This window comes from Bacillus sp. N3378-2at (genome assembly GCF_033412715.1).
Classification (GTDB): domain Bacteria; phylum Bacillota; class Bacilli; order Bacillales; family Bacillaceae; genus Bacillus; species Bacillus subtilis.
In genome coordinates, this window is record NZ_CP117986.1 from 757,262 (window position 1) to 775,556 (window position 18,295).

Genomic DNA, 18,295 nt, shown 5'->3' on the forward strand with positions numbered 1-18,295 from the left:
CATTAAGTTTAGATATTATAAAAAATTCTAAAAAATCAATTAATTGGTATTGAAAAAGAAAGAAGAAATGTTATAATTATGAAAAAGGGGGTGTGGTATTCTACATAAATATGAAAAATGGGCTTGTCAAGAAAAGTGTGTAAGTTATTCTAGATATTTCTTCACACGTTCCTTTAGGTGGTCATGAACTAATAGTTGATTCATGACCATAGCCCATTGCTGGATGCGTCCACCATCCCATTTCTTTTCTAATTCTTTTGTTCGTAAAAACAATATTTTTAATAGGGCATTCTCATGGGGGAATGCTCCTTTTTTCGTGACTTTTCGAAAGCTAGAGTGGATACTTTCAACGGCATTTGTAGTGTACATGATTTTACGAATATTACCACCATAATCGAAAAGTTGTTCCACATGAGAAAAGTTTCGTTTCCATACGTCTACAGCTCCAGGGTACGTAGACCACTGCTTTTCAAAAGATTCAAATGCACTGTGACAAGCCTTAAGGCTTGGAGCTCCATACACTTTCTTTAAGGCAGCAGTAAAAGGCTTGTAGTCTTTACTTGGTATATACTTAATCGAATTTCGAATTAAATGAACAATACATCTCTGTACGGTCACATCAGGAAAAATCGCACGTGCTCCTTCTTCCAGACCACTAACGCCATCCATTGAGAGAAAGAAGATATCTTCTACACCACGAGATTTGATTTCATCAAAAATTTGCATCCATTTATGTTTACTTTCCGTTTCATTCAACCACAAACCTAGAATGTCCTTTTTACCTTCTATGGTATATCCTAGTATTGTGTAAACGGCATACTTCTTCGTTTCATAGTCATTACGAATGGTTGTGTAAAGACAATCGACAAACACAAAAGGGTAACAGTTACTTAAGGGACGATTTTGCCACTCTTCTAAATTAGGAAGTACAGTATCCGTAATGTCGGATACCATTTCATGAGATACAGAAAAGCCATAGATGTCTTCTATCGTGGAAGAAATGTCTCGTTGTGACATTCCTCTGGCATACATCGAAATGACCTTATCCTCTATAGAGGATACATCTCTTTTACGCTTTGGAATCAACTGCGGTTCAAATGAACCATCACGATCACGGGGGACTGCAATTTCAACTTCTCCTGCCGTTGTTTTCACGATCTTTTTGCCATATCCATTTCTTCTATTTCTTGTTTCTTTTTCTCCCTTGTCATTGGATTCATAGCCCAAATGGTGATTCATTTCACCTTTTAGCATTGACTCAAACATGGGACCAAATATGTCTTTTAATGCTTCTTGCATATCTTCTACTGATTTAGGCTGATACTGTTCGATAATCTTGTTAGCTAATTCTACGGAGTTCGGATCTCTTTTCAATTTCCCCACTGAAACCACTCCTTTAGCTTTATACTTATTATTCTATCAAATAAAAAACTGTGTGAGTAAGGAACCGTACGCATTCCTTACTTACACAGTTAATATTACACTCCCTGAAAAATAATTTTCTTAAATTTATTTTATCTTTTAACTTTTCAACTTTATCCGATACTCTGTATATAGTAGTTGCAACAACTTATATTTATTTCTTAACAGATTCGTTAACACTTGCCTCTTTGCCTGTCGTACTTGCAATGATAGCCTTTAGTGGAGGCAGCTTTTTTGTTGGATGGTTTTTGTCTTTAACATCAAATTTAAAAAAACTATATTTAATAAGCAGTATTATAAAGCTAGTTCTTCTCTTAATGTTTTTTATAGTTCTATATATAAATAACTTAAGTTTATACTTCTTGGTAATTACATTAATTCCATTCACTAGTGGCATCAATCAATCCTTAAATTATTCAATTATCCCGATTGTTGAAGATGATAATGTTAAAGGTAATAGTACTTTAACTATTACAAGGAATCTTATCAATCTAATTGCATGGTCTAGTGGTGGTATGTTAGTTTCCCTACTTAATTATAACTACGTAACAATCATATCTATAATTCTTCTATTACTCTCTATTATAATATTTAGCACCCTTGATAAAAATAAATTATACCTTGCCAATTATCAACCAAAAAAGCAAAAGAAAAATTCAAAAAGTATACTAAAGCTAATTTTGAAAAATAAAAAGTTGAAGATGCTTTTTATTTCTGAAGTGTTTTTTCTTTTAGGAGGGGGAATTTGGACAAGCTCTTTCATACTTGCATATGTAATCAATGTTTTACATCGAAATGAGGTTTGGTGGGGTTATTTAACAGCAACGTTTTTATGCGGATCAATCATTGGCGGATTAGTTGTATTAAGGTTAAATAACTTCTTGAAAAAAAGGTTGCTTTTTTCCTTATTAATAGCTTCTATATTCTATTCAGTTGTGGTTTTAGGCTATATTTTGAATTCTAGCTTTTTTATTGCTGCACTTCTGTTTCTTCTGTTTGGTGTACCAACCAATTTAAAAGAAGTGGCACAAGTTACTATTATACAAAATAATGCTGGGAATACTGAGAATAAGGTAAAATTATTTTCTTTGTATAATGTAATGGATAGTGTTATACATGCCGGATCCATTGTAATACTGGGAAGAATTGCTGATTTGTATGGTATAGTTTCATCGTTTGGACTTTCATTTGTTTTATGTTCGGTAGGCTTGTTGATTATGTTAATTTACTATCCGAAAATTAATTTAGATGACCACGAAAAATCAACTACAAATTATACAATTTAGGAGTGATTTAATTGAGAAGTAGAACAAGTGAAATCATAAAATCATCATATCCAACTGTGAATGATATTAATAAAATGTCGTATGTCGAGTTTTTAGCATTTTTAAACCAACCTAATATTCCACCAGGCGGCTTTCCTTCTATTAAAAAAGCAGTTGAACAATGTAATTTTGAACCAGGTTCACTCCTTCTAGATGCTGGTTGCAATACTGGTTTTGTTACACATGAATTGGCTCGTTTAACAGGGAGCAAAGTGATTGGTTTAGATATTAGTCATGAAATGATTAGCACTGCTAAAGAATATGCAAAGTTAAAAGATATCTCCTACCCAGGACTCACGACTTTTATGCAAGGTGATGCTACGAATTTAGTTTTCCCTGATGATTTATTTGATGGAGTTTTATGTGGAGGATCAACTGCTTTTATGGAAAATCCTAAACAAGCAATTAAAGAATATGCTCGAGTAGTTAGACCATGGGGATACATAGTTGAAATAGAATTTTATTATAAAGAAAAACCGCAGCCAGAACTTTTAAACAGGGTTAACAGTACCCTAGGTACAAATATGAAGGCCTTCAGCAAAGCAGATTGGATTCAAGCGTTTGAAGATCAGGATAACCTTCAACAAGTATATTTCTATGATGGTGAGTTACAACATGCCGACGAATCAACAATTGAACAATATGTAGAACAAGAAGTAGAGAGTTTTGAAATACCACAAGAATTAAAGGGTGTGGTTAAAGATAAGTGGCTTGAGTTATATCAGGTACTATTTGAAAATCGGAAACTTCTAAATTATTGTATTTTGATATATAGAAAAGTTACTAAAGGTGCTTGGTGGTAATAATATGACAAATTGCGAAAAACCTGTAATTGATTACAAGAAAATATATATTCTTAAAGAGAGTACTATGATAACTAAAATTACTGAGAACTCTTTATGTATTTGCAATAGAGGAAGTGAGGAAGTTGAAATTGAAGGAGATCCAGATTTAATATTAGACTTTTTTGATTTCCTGAAAAAATCAATCCCGCTTAATATTATTTGTGCATTTATGAATCGAGATCATAATATAGATCAAGAGGATTGCCTAGAGGTTGCGAAAATCTTATATGAAAATAGTTTGCTTGAAAAAAAAGAAATTTCGGAAGAAAATTACCAACATAAAAAAATAAAAAAACGATATAGTAGACAACAAAGCTATTTTTCATTGTTTAATAATGATTATGATCAAAGTTTTATACAAATGAAGAATTTAATGAAAGCTCATGTAACACTAATCGGAATGGGAGGGATTGGATCTCCAGTTGCAGATTTACTAGTTAGAGCCGGTATTAAAAATATACGTTGTGTAGATGGAGATATTGTCGAGTTAAGTAATTTAAACAGACAAACTCTCTATAGTGAAAAAGACATCGGTAGATTAAAGGTTGAGGTCGCAAAGGAAAGACTCCAAACAATTGATAATGAAGTAAAAGTTGAATGTGTAAACGAAACAATTCATTCGGTAGAGCAAGCAAAACAAGTAATTAATAATTCTGATTTTGTTGTTGTGTCTGCTGACAGTCCTGTAGGTAAACTGCCTATGTGGATTAATGAAGCATGTGTATCAAAAAATGTCCCTGTTATCTTTACTGGTTACTCAGGCGATATCGGCGTAGTTGGACCATTGATTATTCCAAGAAAAACTCTATGCTTAAATTGTGATGAGCACTTTAGCACAAGAGTTGACTCCTCAATTTCAAACAACGTTAGAGAAAAAGTAAATTACTTTGATAATAAAATAACTCCTCCATCAATTGGTCCCATTTGTTTCTTAGTCTCTTCAATTGTTGCTCATGAAATAATTAAAGCGCTTGCGCAATTAACTATAACACCTATCACTATTAATAAAGTTTTAAATATCGATACTCGTAGCCTTAAGATTGATTTCCATGAGATTGAAAATGCTAAAAATCAGTGTACTTGTTACAAAATAACTACAAATAATTAACATGAAAGGGGGTGAATGTTAATGAAAGTTAAAAAAATTAAAAAGAAGAAACCTATTAAAATTGGATTTGATGGTCCCGTAATGAATTAATTCTAAGGGCGAGTCTTTATAAGGCTCGCTCTCATTATTATTTAAAAGGATGTATAAAAACAACATTTTAGGAAGTGGTTAATATGTCAATTGAAATTGAAGATATTAATTATTTATATAATATCACTAGTGTTGCATAAATTTTGACTGAATTTTCTGCTTTCTTGTTTTTGCTCATGAGAAGAAAAACAAAGACATTTGAATAGAGGTAGTTAACATCCATTTTTTTACTATAATCTTTGACGAGTGCAACAGACCTGTGAAATTCTTTAGGGCACGGTTTTCCCTACGATTTTTCGTAGCCATAAATGAGCGGATTTCCATGGTGCCGCTTTGAGTAAGCGACTAATTTGTAAGTACGTCCTTGAACTGTTCGTGTTCAGCTGTGCCAGTACATTTAGGCAATATACAATCATTGCGATATACACTTGATTATGTACGCCTTGTTCGCTCTGCGCGTAGAACTTTTTGATGTTCAGGTGCTGCTTCAGCCATTTAAAAAATAGCTCGATTGCCCAGCGCGACTTATATAACTCAGCGATTTCGTCAGCGCTTAAATCAAATCGATTTGTGATCAGATGCAGTTCGTTTCCTTTTGAATCGAGCACTTTGATGAGGCGAAAAGCGTTTTCTGCACGGTTTTGTGGTGTACCAATCAAAACCATTTCATCTGAAAACACAAGCGAGTCTTCAGGCAGTTTAAATGGCTCGATTACACGAATGACAGCGTTTTTTCGTAAGCGTGACACAAAGAAATACCCATCGTCTGTCATGCGGTCAAATCGTTCATAATCCAAGTAACCCCGGTCAAAGACGTACATGCATTCTTTGTCGTCAACGAGTACTTCCAGCTGACCACGATCATGTTCTTTCGCGTTTGTCAGCACCGCTTTATCTGGATAGGAACAGCCTTTTTCTGCGTAAACAAGACGTAAATGAAGCTTGATGCCCGACTTTGTTTTACGGAATTCAGCCCACTTATGGTTTTTCAAGTTCAATGGCAACGTACTCGAGTCGATAATTTTCAGTGGTGTTGTCGTTTCTCGGCGCTGCTCATAATGTGATTTCTCGTGAATTTGGGCAACTAAATCCAAAAATACCTGTTGGAACACTTCAGTCGGCACTTGATTTAATCGGCGTCCGAGCTGCGAAAAGCTAATCGCTTCTAAATGCGTCGCTTTTTGAAGCTCGTCAGAAAATAATGTCTCACTGACTGCACGCAGACTCTCGGTTTCATTGAGCTGAGCGAATACGAACAATTTCAAGAATGACGCAATATGTAGCTTCTTTGTATAGTAATTTAATTGATAGCTTTCAACCAATTCCTCGAGTTTTGTGGAGAAAATCGGTGAAAACCATTGTTCAAATGATGTTTTTCGTGTAAACTTATCCATGCTTATTGTCCTTTATTTTGGATTTGGATGGTTTATTACCGCCCTACCATTATAAAGGCTTTTTTTATGCAAAGATAAAATTACTGAAAATTTAGTTTTTTATAAATCGTTGAATTATTTTAATGCGACACTAGTGAAATAAAATGATTTGTTGTTTCATAATTGTTATCTAAAAGGAAAAAGATTCGATTAACCGAAAGTGAGAATGTGTGAATGAATTTAATGGGGTATATGGAGGAAAGGTTTCCAAGACTCGAATTAATTCCTAGCATCTATAATCAGTGGAGCATAGGAATCCATTTCTATCTCGGGGGGGGGGGATATTTACCAACTCAAAGAGAATGAAGAATTGAATCTTAAGAGATTTCGGTTTGTATATGAGCAAATCTCAACCATTTTCAATCAATTATTTGAACAAAACGATGACATATTCCTTGTGACGAATATGTATAAGCACAAAACCAATGACAAATTTATAAAAAAATTGAAGGTGTACCAACCGTTTCTAAAGTGTAAAAATTATTTAAATCAAATTCAAGTAAAGACATATTCCTACCCGTTTGAGATAGATGAAGCTGAAGAATACGAGATGCAACAATTTTCCTTGTTATGCAAACCTCGAGACTTACATGTAACTGAACTACTTAAAGCAGCCAGTAATGAAGATTTTCCATTGAAACCGAGATTCGGGGGTTACTCTATTGATTACCCTGATGTTTTCTTTGTGAACATTACAAAAGACATTATTTTCTTTATCTATGATGACCGAGGATGTGAAGTCATAGCTCTTGATTTCAAACGAATACGTCCACTTTATGAAAAATATCACAACTGGGTAGAAGAATATAAATACATATAAATACTTGTAATACTCTTTCTAAAACGATTTATACCAGGAAAGGCAGAATTAGATTATGAGGGCACTACATACAAGATTTAAACGATTATTGAAACTTAGAAACTTAGAATTTTTTCAGTTGGTCTTAAGTGATGATGAGAGATCTGCATTTTTATTAGTACTTGAGGAAAGATTAGAGGATTTTGATTCTCAAGGTGGTAACCATATTAGTGTTTATTTAGTTACTCACTTTGAGTTATCTGATCAATCATATAAAGATGTACTAAGCTTTAATGATGATCTTTTGGGTATGAAGCATAATTGTTCGTATTCAATGGATATTCTAAGCGTTAAAGAGGAATTTGATTTCGATTTTCCATTTGATATGCTTGCAATTAAAAGATATGTACAAGAATTAATAAATATATTAGGGATTAATCTAACTTTACCTGAAATGAAAGAAAGAGATTTTGACAAACTTTCTCAAGACTAAATAAAACTACGATTTTAAAAAGAAGCAGGGGGCAATAATGTTAAAAATGATTACTGTTTGGTATAAGTATTACGATGATAATGACCCTAAGTTAAACCATATTGAAGACGGCTGGTCAAAGAATGAGTACCCAAAACCAATTAAATCATCGTTTGCAAATCAAGAGGCTTGGAGAAAAAGCGAGTGGGAGAGAAAATATGCATATCTTGATGAAAAATCTAGAGTAGTTGCTGCGACTAAGGCTATTTGGCTTAAGTAAAGTTTTGTATTAATAAGGTTTTTTGAAGACAGGAGGATAGACTTTTGCTACCTAATAGATTGTTAAACAGTTATGTTTATACTCTAATAATCTCTAGTTTATCATTTGGTTTAATCTTTGGTCTGTATATGTTTGCTTACTCTGGTTTTATGGCATTCGCATTAGTCACTATTGGCATCATAGGAGTTTATGCTTTAATCACTTACTTGGTATTTGCTGTCCCTTTGCAAGTGTGGCTTAGAAGAAGGCCCAGAAAATTCAGTTTGAACAATTTTTTAATTTATATTGCAGTAGCCTTTTTAGCTGTGTTTTTGTGCTGGACTGTTGATTATCCGCCAAATGCTCTTACTGTATTCAGAAGCTTAAATTATTACATTATGAGTATTGTTACAGGTCTTATTTATTGGTTTTGGGACTCTATATTCTTACGGAATTAAAACATTAAATTAAATCATGAATTTCACTCCGTTTACAACAAGTAAGAAGGCTGCTGTTCCAAACAATAAATATCCAGACAGTTTTTGTTTGCTTAATATCGCTTCAACTCCGACTAATGATAAAAGGGCTGCAACAAATAATTGCACAACAATCAACAATAATTCATTTTGATTGAACAATGAGTATACGCACAAGACTAATGCAATGCAAGAAACCGAAATTTTTGCAACTTTTAGCAAGGTATCACTCCTTATGCGGTCATGAATTAACCTTAACACGATTACGCGTCTTAATCCGAGAGCATAAAGAATCAAGATAAAAGAAGTGTTTTATAGAAAGGCGGCAAAATTCAATGATAAAGGCTTATACAATATGAAAAAGATTATTGTTTTTGTATTAACGATATTTATATTATTCTCAGGATTCGCAACACAAAGTTATGCGTTGTCTGATTCGAAATCTGCGGCAATACAAGCGTTGCTAGATGATGCCTCTCGTATATCAGGTGTGCCGGGAATGTCAATCTCAATACTTACTGATGATGAAGTGTTCTACTTTTCTTCAGGGTATGCTGACCGTGAAAAGGGGGTGTCTGCAAGTGAAAATACACTCTATGAGTTAGCCTCGGTCAGTAAAGCTTTTACCGGTATGGGTATTATGCTGTTGGAAGAGCAAGGGCTGCTCTCAATGACTGACCCTGTCCAAAAATATTTACCTTGGTTTACGTTAAAGTATCAAGGGAAACCTGTTGATATGCAAAGCCTTACACTAAATAACTTTCTTCACCATACCAGTGGTCTAACAAATATTAGGCATACTCAAAGTATTCCACAAGGCAATACACCGGATATGTTGCAAAAGACTGTGGAAATGCTCGTAGATGCTGAATTGGCGTTCCCTCCCGGTGAACAGTATAACTATGGAACCGTTAATTATGACGTATTGGGCTTGGTTATTGAGATTGTGTCGCGACAAAGCTATGAAGACTTTATGAGGGAACAGGTATTTCAGCGGTTAGGTCTTCACCAGACGTATGTTTATAAAGAAGATGCTCAAGCCACTGGACAGTTGGCACAGGGCTACCGTTCTTCCTTTTTTATGACAACTCCATTTAAAGCTCCGGATTATGCTGGGAATAAGCCCGCAGGCTACATCATTTCTAATACAAAAGATATGGCGCGTTGGATGGGCATACAGATGGGTATTGTGCAGGACATACCCGAAATATTTCACACGGTTATCGAAAAATCACATAGGGGTGATATGTCTGTTTCGGCTGTCAACGATATGTATTATGCGGCAGGCTGGTCGGTAAACGCCGACCAAACGATTATAGAACACACTGGGAGCAATCCAAATTTCAGAACCGAAGTAGTCATACTGCTAAATGAACGAACAGCCGTCTGCTTGCTGAGCAACGGCGCAAATACCAATATAAACCTGGTACTAAAAATTAAAGATATATTAGACGGTAATCTAACTCAGTCATATGAAATAAGCGGCACACAGCTTTTGGATATCATTTTGTCGTCTATCACTATTATTCTTTGCCTATTGGCCGTTCTCCTATTTCTCTTAGGATTACGCAGAAGGAAAACGAATGAGCGGCAGCCAATGACAAAAAAGAGAATAATCGTAACAGTTATTTTCCTGATCGCTACGATTGCCCTGGGTATACTGTGCTGTGCTTTCGATTGGTCAACGATACTTATTTGGCAAACATATAGTGTTCTTACAGCTTTGATTTCGTCAGCATTATTAACAGCAAGCATTACATGGTTTGTATACACTCACCGATAAAATACCTCGCTCCCAAGATAAGCATAATGTTAAGTAATTAAATTTGAATTTATCGGTATGCTTAATTTGAAAAACATAAGACACTTCGGTGTCTTTTTTAATATCATCGACAATTTTCCCAGTCAAACCTAAATTACTATTGCTTCCACTAACCTGCTCCGTTCGTGGAATAAGGATTTTTAAACAACTAATATTATTTTTCAAATGACTTTATTGTAAATTAAACAACAATATTATTTTTGCACAAGCGTCGTTAGATAACATTTCTTAACCCGTTTGTTTCGTATTTCTCTTCCACAAGATCACCTACATAATTTATTCAACATACTCAAGAATAGCAAATTTCGTTCGATATAGGGAGGGAACAAATGATTGGTTTAGCTTATTTTTTAATTATCTGGCTAGGAGCTGGATTGTTGACTGGCATTAAGTTTATTTTTGTTGACCAGGTCTATGATGATGAGTTTAAAGAACTCATGGATAAAGAAACAGCAGCGGGCATGGAAAGGAATTTGGCCAGCCTGTTTTTCAAAAATAAGGTAAACGTTATTGCTTTTTTCATGCTAATTGGTTTGCTGCCATTAGCAATGAGGATTACAAAATTATTTAAAAGAGGTTGATTTATGCCTTTGCTTGATTATTTTTATGTACTGCAGTTTGAAAACAAGGAATACTTCAAATCATTTAAGTTAGATGAGGACGGTTATTTAACATCTAGCGACCTCCACGGCGCTTCTAAATTGCAAACAATGTATGAAGTCATTGAGGTAGCCAGTGAACTCAAAACAAAGTGCAATGTGCAATGTGCAATGTGAGGTAAGGGAAATCCAAGTCGTAAAGCGTTAGGAGTGTTCAGGTGTATTGGATAGAGTGGATTGAAAATGGAGAAAAGAAAAGCATTGTTGCAGAAGGTTGGATTGAAGGGGCTGTTATACTTGAAGACTTGTATCAGAAGCGGTTTGATTATGTTGAATGGGGGAGTGTAATATTAACTGTGTAAGTAAGGAATGCGTACGGTTCCTTACTCACACAGTTTTTTATTTGATAGAATAATAAGTATAAAGCTAAAGGAGTGGTTTCAGTGGGGAAATTGAAAAGAGATCCGAACTCCGTAGAATTAGCTAACAAGATTATCGAACAGTATCAGCCTAAATCAGTAGAAGATATGCAAGAAGCATTAAAAGACATATTTGGTCCCATGTTTGAGTCAATGCTAAAAGGTGAAATGAATCACCATTTGGGCTATGAATCCAATGACAAGGGAGAAAAAGAAACAAGAAATAGAAGAAATGGATATGGCAAAAAGATCGTGAAAACAACGGCAGGAGAAGTTGAAATTGCAGTCCCCCGTGATCGTGATGGTTCATTTGAACCGCAGTTGATTCCAAAGCGTAAAAGAGATGTATCCTCTATAGAGGATAAGGTCATTTCGATGTATGCCAGAGGAATGTCACAACGAGACATTTCTTCCACGATAGAAGACATCTATGGCTTTTCTGTATCTCATGAAATGGTATCCGACATTACGGATACTGTACTTCCTAATTTAGAAGAGTGGCAAAATCGTCCCTTAAGTAACTGTTACCCTTTTGTGTTTGTCGATTGTCTTTACACAACCATTCGTAATGACTATGAAACGAAGAAGTATGCCGTTTACACAATACTAGGATATACCATAGAAGGTAAAAAGGACATTCTAGGTTTGTGGTTGAATGAAACGGAAAGTAAACATAAATGGATGCAAATTTTTGATGAAATCAAATCTCGTGGTGTAGAAGATATCTTCTTTCTCTCAATGGATGGCGTTAGTGGTCTGGAAGAAGGAGCACGTGCGATTTTTCCTGATGTGACCGTACAGAGATGTATTGTTCATTTAATTCGAAATTCGATTAAGTATATACCAAGTAAAGACTACAAGCCTTTTACTGCTGCCTTAAAGAAAGTGTATGGAGCTCCAAGCCTTAAGGCTTGTCACAGTGCATTTGAATCTTTTGAAAAGCAGTGGTCTACGTACCCTGGAGCTGTAGACGTATGGAAACGAAACTTTTCTCATGTGGAACAACTTTTCGATTATGGTGGTAATATTCGTAAAATCATGTACACTACAAATGCCGTTGAAAGTATCCACTCTAGCTTTCGAAAAGTCACGAAAAAAGGAGCATTCCCCCATGAGAATGCCCTATTAAAAATATTGTTTTTACGAACAAAAGAATTAGAAAAGAAATGGGATGGTGGACGCATCCAGCAATGGGCTATGGTCATGAATCAACTATTAGTTCATGACCACCTAAAGGAACGTGTGAAGAAATATCTAGAATAACTTACACACTTTTCTTGACAAGCCCTTGAATGGAAGCGGCTTTGAAAAGGGGTGAAATGCAATTAAAAATTTAGTTTTATTGTCCAGCTTTTTAGGAATTGTGCTATCAATTATAGGGCAATTATTTGGAGTCCTAACAGATTTCTTTATTCCAGGTATTTCACGGCTTATAGGAGTTTTAGCTGGCTTCCTAGTATTACTTTGCTTTAAGTCAAGAAACACAGAAATGCAGACATTTATTGTGAGCTTAAGTACTGCACTAGGAATAATAGGTGCAGGGATTCTATATCTTCCAGCAGCTATTGTCAATGTTTTAATTGGCTTCAACCTAAACAAAAAGTTAAAAGAAGAAAACACTAAGGAGCAGATCTGAATAGACTGCTTTTTGTTTAGTGTGACCATGGAAAATTGTAGTATAATAGTAATGAAATAATCATTTTATTCAGATTGGGTGAAAAGATGAAGGAAGAGATAAGAGATTTAATTGACTATGAAGAGAAATATTGGATTACTGTAACAGGAAGAATAATCTGCAAAAAGAACAATCATGTTCGCCATAAGAATGGCAATGTTTATGGATACAAACATGTGCACTTGCATAAAAATGGGACAAGAAAACTGTTTAGCACATTTGATGTTTGGAAAAAGAATTTTCCTGATAAAGACCCATCTTCATATAAAGGGATTAAATAAGTAACGGCATAATTATTTATTTACGGAGATGAAGAAATGCCAAATATGAATTGGAGTAAGTTAAATAACTTACAATTAGGTAGATATGGTGAATATTACGCAATGATGGATTTTGCCTCATATGGTTATCAAATTTTTAGTAGCGAGGTAGATGATCATGGAATTGACTTCATTGCAAGGAAGGCTGGCGGCGAATTCTTAGAAATACAAGTAAAGTCACTTAGTTTTCCTAAATCAACTTATACATTTTTAAAAGAAAAACATTTCAATCCTTAGGGACTGACCCCCGTTTTTGAGACAGGGATCAAAACACCTTTTAAACAGCCAATTGCCGATAATTTATCGGTGATTGGTTGTTTAGTTTCGTTTGAATACGAATATTGTTATAATAATGAATGTATTCTATGACAGTGCGTTCTACGATGGCGGTCGTGGTTCGATCAATGCTGTTAAGATAGAACGTTTCAGACTTTAGTGAGGAATGAAACGATTCGATGGAGGCATTATCAGCGGGTGTCCCTTTGCGGGACATGCTCATGGTAATGCCTTTTGTTTTAACAGCTTTCTGATACTCGTAAGATGTATACACAGATCCTTGGTCACTATGTAACACGCAGTTCTCAGGCAGTGTTGGCAGTTGATCAAGTGTGTGTAAGACAAAGTCTGTGTCCTGCTTATCTCCAATCGTAAAAGCAATCACTTCTCCATTATATACATCCAATATACTGGAAAGGTACAATTGTTTCTGTCCATAAGGCAAATACGTGATGTCTGTTACTAGTTTTTCAAGAGGATGATCAGACTGAAAGTTCCTATCTAATATATTGTCGACCACGGCATATGGCTGCCCATTCTTCTTGCGCTTTTTCACCTTAACCCGGCACTGCCACTGATTTTTCTGCATAATACGCTGAACCGTTTTATGGTTAATACACATTCTCTTTTTTAATATAGCTGTGATTTTTCGATATCCATATCGATACTGGTGCTCTCGGCACAACGTGCCGATTTGTTTTTCTAAATGGCGCTTGGGATGATCTTTCTTCAGATTCTTCTTCCAACGATAATAAGACGAGCGAGAGATACCTAAATGAATACAGATATCCTGCACGGTCATTGTGCTGTGCAATTCTTCTACAAGTTCGACTGACGTTTGGCTATCAACTTCCTTTCCAATTCGTTGTACTTTTTTAACACTTCATTCTGTTGTCTCAGATATCGATTCTCTGCCTGCAGTTTCTCTAATTCGGAAGAATACTCCGGACCTTTTCCATAAGTGTATTGCTTACCAACAGGCTGTTCAAATCGATGTGTATCACCAGCCTTATACCATCTGACCCATGTCTTAATCTGCGTATTATTTTTGATATTCAACTCCTGCATGATCTCTTTCATAGGTACGCCTGCCAATCTCATTTCTACAGCCTTCTGTTTCACTTCAACCGGATAACTCACTCTTGTCCCCATAGAAAAAACACCTCCAAGTCTAATTTCGGATAACAATCATCCGTATTCAAACTTGAAGGTGTTTTTATTTGTCTCATCTTATGGGGTCAGTCCCCTTATAAGAAGGGCTTTTATATTTATTTAATGTTATTTATTGAAGGATCTTTACCACAATCTTTTTTAATACCAGGGAACGTCTTCCTTGAAGGAAATAATCCAGTATTTAAATATAAGCCAAACTATAAGGAACCTGAGTATGGGATAAATGTTTCTAAGAAGAATATGCACATACTAGAACAATATAGCTTGAGTAAACTTGAAAGTGAAATATCTGTTTAAAAGAATCCTTTTATTAAATGAGGAGCTAGGAGAGGGAATAATTGAACAGTGATTACGTTGAAGCTGCATTTGGATCATTAGATTTCATGGGGTTTGATAGTGAATTAGTTATGAAGGGGTACAAAGAGAGAATAGACCAAAATATTGAGGGGATACAATATATACCTAAGACATGGCTTCCGTTAATTTATGATTTAATATTTGATGAGGAGAAACAGTTTTGGAATAAAGATATTAAAGATTTTATTTACAACTTAATTGATGAAGTAAAATGCAAGAACGTTAACACTGATTTGTTTTTTGAGAACTTCAGAGACAGTCTAGACAACTTTTTTTAGCCCTTTCATCATATGATCGTGTACTGAGTACATTGAATTTATTTAATAAAACTATAATTCCGAGAGACACTGAAATTCAAGTCAAGTATTTGCCTTTATATAATTCGTTAGTTGAAGGAGTAGTTAGCAATCTATATAAATTTTTGAGGAATTTGCTTAACACCATAGATGATAAAGACTTGTTAAGTCAAAATAATCTAGGCCCTTTAGTCAATTTGCTTAATTCAAAAGGGTGTACAATTTTAACAAAGGAAATTGATGTAGATATTAGAAATGCTATTAACCATGGGGGAACTTATCTAAAAGAGAAAGATAAAATTATCTTTAACTTCACTAACAGAGGAAAACCTAAAAGTAAGGAAGTAAGTGTTTCTCAATTTAAGAGACAGATATATAAAATAATTGATCTGGTTAACGGATTGCTAGGGCTTGTCAAGAAAAGTGTGTAAGTTATTCTAGATATTTCTTCACACGTTCCTTTAGGTGGTCATGAACTAATAGTTGATTCATGACCATAGCCCATTGCTGGATGCGTCCACCATCCCATTTCTTTTCTAATTCTTTTGTTCGTAAAAACAATATTTTTAATAGGGCATTCTCATGGGGGAATGCTCCTTTTTTCGTGACTTTTCGAAAGCTAGAGTGGATACTTTCAACGGCATTTGTAGTGTACATGATTTTACGAATATTACCACCATAATCGAAAAGTTGTTCCACATGAGAAAAGTTTCGTTTCCATACGTCTACAGCTCCAGGGTACGTAGACCACTGCTTTTCAAAAGATTCAAATGCACTGTGACAAGCCTTAAGGCTTGGAGCTCCATACACTTTCTTTAAGGCAGCAGTAAAAGGCTTGTAGTCTTTACTTGGTATATACTTAATCGAATTTCGAATTAAATGAACAATACATCTCTGTACGGTCACATCAGGAAAAATCGCACGTGCTCCTTCTTCCAGACCACTAACGCCATCCATTGAGAGAAAGAAGATATCTTCTACACCACGAGATTTGATTTCATCAAAAATTTGCATCCATTTATGTTTACTTTCCGTTTCATTCAACCACAAACCTAGAATGTCCTTTTTACCTTCTATGGTATATCCTAGTATTGTGTAAACGGCATACTTCTTCGTTTCATAGTCATTACGAATGGTTGTGTAAAGACAATCGACAAACACAAAAGGGTAACAGTTACTTAAGGGACGATTTTGCCACTCTTCTAAATTAGGAAGTACAGTATCCGTAATGTCGGATACCATTTCATGAGATACAGAAAAGCCATAGATGTCTTCTATCGTGGAAGAAATGTCTCGTTGTGACATTCCTCTGGCATACATCGAAATGACCTTATCCTCTATAGAGGATACATCTCTTTTACGCTTTGGAATCAACTGCGGTTCAAATGAACCATCACGATCACGGGGGACTGCAATTTCAACTTCTCCTGCCGTTGTTTTCACGATCTTTTTGCCATATCCATTTCTTCTATTTCTTGTTTCTTTTTCTCCCTTGTCATTGGATTCATAGCCCAAATGGTGATTCATTTCACCTTTTAGCATTGACTCAAACATGGGACCAAATATGTCTTTTAATGCTTCTTGCATATCTTCTACTGATTTAGGCTGATACTGTTCGATAATCTTGTTAGCTAATTCTACGGAGTTCGGATCTCTTTTCAATTTCCCCACTGAAACCACTCCTTTAGCTTTATACTTATTATTCTATCAAATAAAAAACTGTGTGAGTAAGGAACCGTACGCATTCCTTACTTACACAGTTAATATTACACTCCCAGATTGTGGATAAAATAGGAATACCGAAGCGGCTTGCCTGGGGATTTTTAGGGGTTGTTTTGTTTATGATGGGAGATGGCCTTGAACAAGGATGGCTCAGTCCTTTTTTGATCGAAAACGGGCTCACCGTTCAGCAGTCCGCTTCTATTTTTAGTATATACGGAATTGCGCTTGCCATAGCTTCCTGGTTTTCGGGTGTATGTCTCGAAGCATTTGGCGCAAAACGAACGATGTTTATGGGGCTGTTGTTTTATGTGATCGGTACAGCTGCTTTTATCGTATTTGGATTTGAACAGCTGAACCTGCCAGTGATGTATGTGACTTACTTCGTAAAAGGGTTAGGTTACCCGCTTTTTGCTTATTCTTTCTTGACATGGGTCATTTACAGAACACCGCAAAGCAAACTGAGCACTGCTGTCGGCTGGTTTTGGATTGCATATTGCCTCGGCATGTTTGTGTTCGGCGCTTGGTACTCAAGCTACGCGATCAAAGCGTTCGGTTATTTGAATACGCTTTGGAGCTCTATTTTCTGGGTATGTCTCGGTGCATTCTTTGCATTGTTTATCAATAAAGACCGTTTTGAAAAGAAGAAAAGAAAAAGATCAGAAACAGCCGAGGAGCTTTTAAAAGGGGTTACGATTCTATTTACAAATCCGCGCGTGCTTACAGGCGGAATCATCAGAATCATCAACAGCATTGGTACATATGGTTTTCCAGTCTTTTTGCCGATGCACATGGCCCAGCATGGAATTTCAACCAATGTGTGGCTGCAAATTTGGGGAACGATTTTCCTGGGGAACATTGTGTTTAACCTTATCTTTGGTATTGTCGGCGATAAATTCGGCTGGAAAAATACTGTTATTTGGTTCGGCGGAGTCGGCTGCGGCATTTTCACCCTCTTATTATACTACGCACCTGTTTTCTCCGGCGGAAGCTTAGCGGTTGTCAGCGTGATCGGCTTTATTTGGGGCGGTTTGCTGGCAGGCTATGTGCCGATTGGTGCAATTGTGCCGACGGTGGCAGGAAAAGATAAAGGGGCAGCCATGTCTGTATTAAATTTGGCTGCAGGTTTATCAGCGTTTGTCGGCCCCGCACTCGCTTGGCTGTTCATTGGTCTCGTCGGCGCGCAAGGTGTCGTCTGGATCTTTGCGGCCCTTTACCTTGCAAGTGCGGTCTTGACGAAATGTATTCATATACCTGAGGAAAAAGCAGTTAAGGAGGAAACATCTCCTCAATATGCATCTTAATTAGAAAGCGCCCATTTTCCGGGGGCTTTTTATCATTTGTTCAGCAATGTAAGGATTTCCGATACGGAATGACGCAAAAATGATTGATCTGAACGGGATTTCACCA

The 18,295-nt window shown here is 35.8% G+C and carries 20 protein-coding genes and 2 pseudogenes; 17 read left to right on the forward strand and 5 right to left on the reverse strand.

Features of this window, described 5'->3' with window-relative positions:
• Nucleotides 1-144 precede the first annotated feature (144 nt).
• Nucleotides 145-1,392: an IS256-like element ISBsu2 family transposase gene (locus tag PUN35_RS04255; RefSeq protein ID WP_031600262.1), complete on the reverse strand. Its 1,248-nt coding sequence runs from the start codon at nucleotides 1,390-1,392 to the stop codon at nucleotides 145-147.
• A gap of 119 nt (nucleotides 1,393-1,511) precedes the next feature.
• On the opposite strand from PUN35_RS04255, the gene PUN35_RS04260 reads away from it, so the two are divergent.
• From PUN35_RS04260 to PUN35_RS04270, 3 genes are read left to right on the forward strand one after another with little or no spacing between them, the layout of a single operon-like run.
• Entirely contained in the window at nucleotides 1,512-2,708 is a 1,197-nt protein-coding gene (locus PUN35_RS04260) for an MFS transporter (RefSeq protein WP_228224861.1), read from the forward strand.
• Nucleotides 2,709-2,719: 11 nt separating this feature from the next.
• Nucleotides 2,720-3,550 (forward strand): class I SAM-dependent methyltransferase, encoded by an 831-nt coding sequence (locus PUN35_RS04265; protein WP_033881552.1) that lies wholly within the window; start codon nucleotides 2,720-2,722, stop codon nucleotides 3,548-3,550.
• A gap of 4 nt (nucleotides 3,551-3,554) precedes the next feature.
• On the forward strand, nucleotides 3,555-4,700 hold the full coding sequence (locus tag PUN35_RS04270) for a HesA/MoeB/ThiF family protein (RefSeq protein WP_052006225.1): 1,146 nt from the start codon (nucleotides 3,555-3,557) through the stop codon (nucleotides 4,698-4,700).
• 359 nt (nucleotides 4,701-5,059) lie between these two features.
• On the opposite strand, the gene PUN35_RS04275 is transcribed toward PUN35_RS04270, so the two are convergent.
• Complete coding sequence (locus PUN35_RS04275) at nucleotides 5,060-6,184, reverse strand: IS4-like element IS4Bsu1 family transposase (protein WP_031601042.1); 1,125 nt, start codon at nucleotides 6,182-6,184, stop codon at nucleotides 5,060-5,062.
• Between the two features lie 213 nt (nucleotides 6,185-6,397).
• On the opposite strand from PUN35_RS04275, the pseudogene PUN35_RS04280 reads away from it, so the two are divergent.
• The 4 genes and pseudogenes from PUN35_RS04280 to PUN35_RS04295 all read left to right on the forward strand — a co-directional run bounded on the left by PUN35_RS04280 (nucleotide 6,398) and on the right by PUN35_RS04295 (nucleotide 8,211).
• A pseudogene (locus PUN35_RS04280) lies at nucleotides 6,398-7,043 on the forward strand (DUF3885 domain-containing protein).
• A 118-nt stretch (nucleotides 7,044-7,161) separates the two neighbouring features.
• Entirely contained in the window at nucleotides 7,162-7,515 is a 354-nt protein-coding gene (locus PUN35_RS04285; RefSeq protein ID WP_069837923.1) for a hypothetical protein, read from the forward strand.
• A 37-nt stretch (nucleotides 7,516-7,552) separates the two neighbouring features.
• On the forward strand, nucleotides 7,553-7,774 hold the full coding sequence (locus PUN35_RS04290) for a hypothetical protein (RefSeq protein WP_052006224.1): 222 nt from the start codon (nucleotides 7,553-7,555) through the stop codon (nucleotides 7,772-7,774).
• A gap of 44 nt (nucleotides 7,775-7,818) precedes the next feature.
• The gene (locus PUN35_RS04295; RefSeq protein WP_033881215.1) at nucleotides 7,819-8,211 is read left to right on the forward strand and encodes a UPF0715 family protein; all 393 of its coding nucleotides are present in this window, start codon (nucleotides 7,819-7,821) and stop codon (nucleotides 8,209-8,211) included.
• 9 nt (nucleotides 8,212-8,220) lie between these two features.
• Here the strand turns inward: PUN35_RS04295 and PUN35_RS04300 are convergent, their stop codons facing one another.
• The gene (locus tag PUN35_RS04300; RefSeq protein ID WP_033881214.1) at nucleotides 8,221-8,451 is read right to left on the reverse strand and encodes a membrane protein; all 231 of its coding nucleotides are present in this window, start codon (nucleotides 8,449-8,451) and stop codon (nucleotides 8,221-8,223) included.
• 133 nt (nucleotides 8,452-8,584) lie between these two features.
• Between PUN35_RS04300 and PUN35_RS04305 the strand changes: the two genes are divergently transcribed.
• The 7 genes and pseudogenes from PUN35_RS04305 to PUN35_RS04335 all read left to right on the forward strand — a co-directional run bounded on the left by PUN35_RS04305 (nucleotide 8,585) and on the right by PUN35_RS04335 (nucleotide 13,301).
• The gene (locus PUN35_RS04305) at nucleotides 8,585-10,012 is read left to right on the forward strand and encodes a serine hydrolase domain-containing protein (protein ID WP_033881218.1); all 1,428 of its coding nucleotides are present in this window, start codon (nucleotides 8,585-8,587) and stop codon (nucleotides 10,010-10,012) included.
• 368 nt (nucleotides 10,013-10,380) lie between these two features.
• On the forward strand, nucleotides 10,381-10,632 hold the full coding sequence (locus PUN35_RS04310; RefSeq protein WP_033881213.1) for a hypothetical protein: 252 nt from the start codon (nucleotides 10,381-10,383) through the stop codon (nucleotides 10,630-10,632).
• Nucleotides 10,633-10,635: 3 nt separating this feature from the next.
• Nucleotides 10,636-10,858, forward strand: a pseudogene (locus tag PUN35_RS04315) (hypothetical protein).
• A gap of 10 nt (nucleotides 10,859-10,868) precedes the next feature.
• A complete protein-coding gene (locus tag PUN35_RS04320) occupies nucleotides 10,869-11,012 on the forward strand; it encodes a hypothetical protein (protein WP_033881211.1) in 144 nt (47 codons plus the stop codon).
• Between the two features lie 72 nt (nucleotides 11,013-11,084).
• Nucleotides 11,085-12,332 carry an IS256-like element ISBsu2 family transposase gene (locus tag PUN35_RS04325; protein ID WP_031600262.1) on the forward strand — a complete coding sequence of 416 codons (1,248 nt, stop codon included), beginning with the start codon at nucleotides 11,085-11,087 and terminating at the stop codon, nucleotides 12,330-12,332.
• Nucleotides 12,333-12,791: 459 nt separating this feature from the next.
• Nucleotides 12,792-13,025, forward strand: coding sequence for a hypothetical protein (locus PUN35_RS04330; RefSeq protein WP_033881696.1), 234 nt, complete (start codon nucleotides 12,792-12,794; stop codon nucleotides 13,023-13,025).
• A 36-nt stretch (nucleotides 13,026-13,061) separates the two neighbouring features.
• Nucleotides 13,062-13,301, forward strand: coding sequence for a DUF4365 domain-containing protein (locus tag PUN35_RS04335; RefSeq protein WP_052006227.1), 240 nt, complete (start codon nucleotides 13,062-13,064; stop codon nucleotides 13,299-13,301).
• Nucleotides 13,302-13,341: 40 nt separating this feature from the next.
• Here the strand turns inward: PUN35_RS04335 and PUN35_RS04340 are convergent.
• A protein-coding gene (locus PUN35_RS04340) for an IS3 family transposase (RefSeq protein WP_087614160.1) occupies nucleotides 13,342-14,492 on the reverse strand; the annotation gives its coding sequence in 2 pieces (ribosomal slippage) (nucleotides 13,342-14,219 and nucleotides 14,219-14,492; 1,152 coding nt in all).
• A gap of 359 nt (nucleotides 14,493-14,851) precedes the next feature.
• Here PUN35_RS04340 and PUN35_RS04345 point away from each other — a divergent pair.
• Nucleotides 14,852-15,148 (forward strand): hypothetical protein, encoded by a 297-nt coding sequence (locus PUN35_RS04345; RefSeq protein WP_033881179.1) that lies wholly within the window; start codon nucleotides 14,852-14,854, stop codon nucleotides 15,146-15,148.
• 179 nt (nucleotides 15,149-15,327) lie between these two features.
• Nucleotides 15,328-15,597, forward strand: a complete 270-nt coding sequence (locus PUN35_RS04350; protein ID WP_142767572.1) for a hypothetical protein — start codon at nucleotides 15,328-15,330, stop codon at nucleotides 15,595-15,597.
• A 1-nt stretch (nucleotide 15,598) separates the two neighbouring features.
• On the opposite strand, the gene PUN35_RS04355 is transcribed toward PUN35_RS04350, so the two are convergent.
• Nucleotides 15,599-16,846: an IS256-like element ISBsu2 family transposase gene (locus PUN35_RS04355; protein ID WP_031600262.1), complete on the reverse strand. Its 1,248-nt coding sequence runs from the start codon at nucleotides 16,844-16,846 to the stop codon at nucleotides 15,599-15,601.
• Nucleotides 16,847-16,944: 98 nt separating this feature from the next.
• On the opposite strand from PUN35_RS04355, the gene PUN35_RS04360 reads away from it, so the two are divergent.
• Nucleotides 16,945-18,189 carry an MFS transporter gene (locus PUN35_RS04360; protein WP_033880940.1) on the forward strand — a complete coding sequence of 415 codons (1,245 nt, stop codon included), beginning with the start codon at nucleotides 16,945-16,947 and terminating at the stop codon, nucleotides 18,187-18,189.
• The last annotated feature ends 106 nt before the right edge of the window (nucleotides 18,190-18,295 follow it).

Excerpts from the sequence above, each read along its gene's own strand:
- PUN35_RS04270 (WP_052006225.1), top strand. The coding sequence starts at position 3,555 with ATGACAAATTGCGAAAAACCTGTAATTGATTACAAGAAAATATATATT.
- PUN35_RS04275 (WP_031601042.1), bottom strand. The coding sequence starts at position 6,184 with ATGGATAAGTTTACACGAAAAACATCATTTGAACAATGGTTTTCACCG.
- PUN35_RS04290 (WP_052006224.1), top strand. The coding sequence starts at position 7,553 with ATGTTAAAAATGATTACTGTTTGGTATAAGTATTACGATGATAATGAC.
- PUN35_RS04305 (WP_033881218.1), top strand. The coding sequence starts at position 8,585 with ATGAAAAAGATTATTGTTTTTGTATTAACGATATTTATATTATTCTCA.
- PUN35_RS04310 (WP_033881213.1), top strand. The coding sequence starts at position 10,381 with ATGATTGGTTTAGCTTATTTTTTAATTATCTGGCTAGGAGCTGGATTG.
- PUN35_RS04330 (WP_033881696.1), top strand. The coding sequence starts at position 12,792 with ATGAAGGAAGAGATAAGAGATTTAATTGACTATGAAGAGAAATATTGG.
- PUN35_RS04335 (WP_052006227.1), top strand. The coding sequence starts at position 13,062 with ATGCCAAATATGAATTGGAGTAAGTTAAATAACTTACAATTAGGTAGA.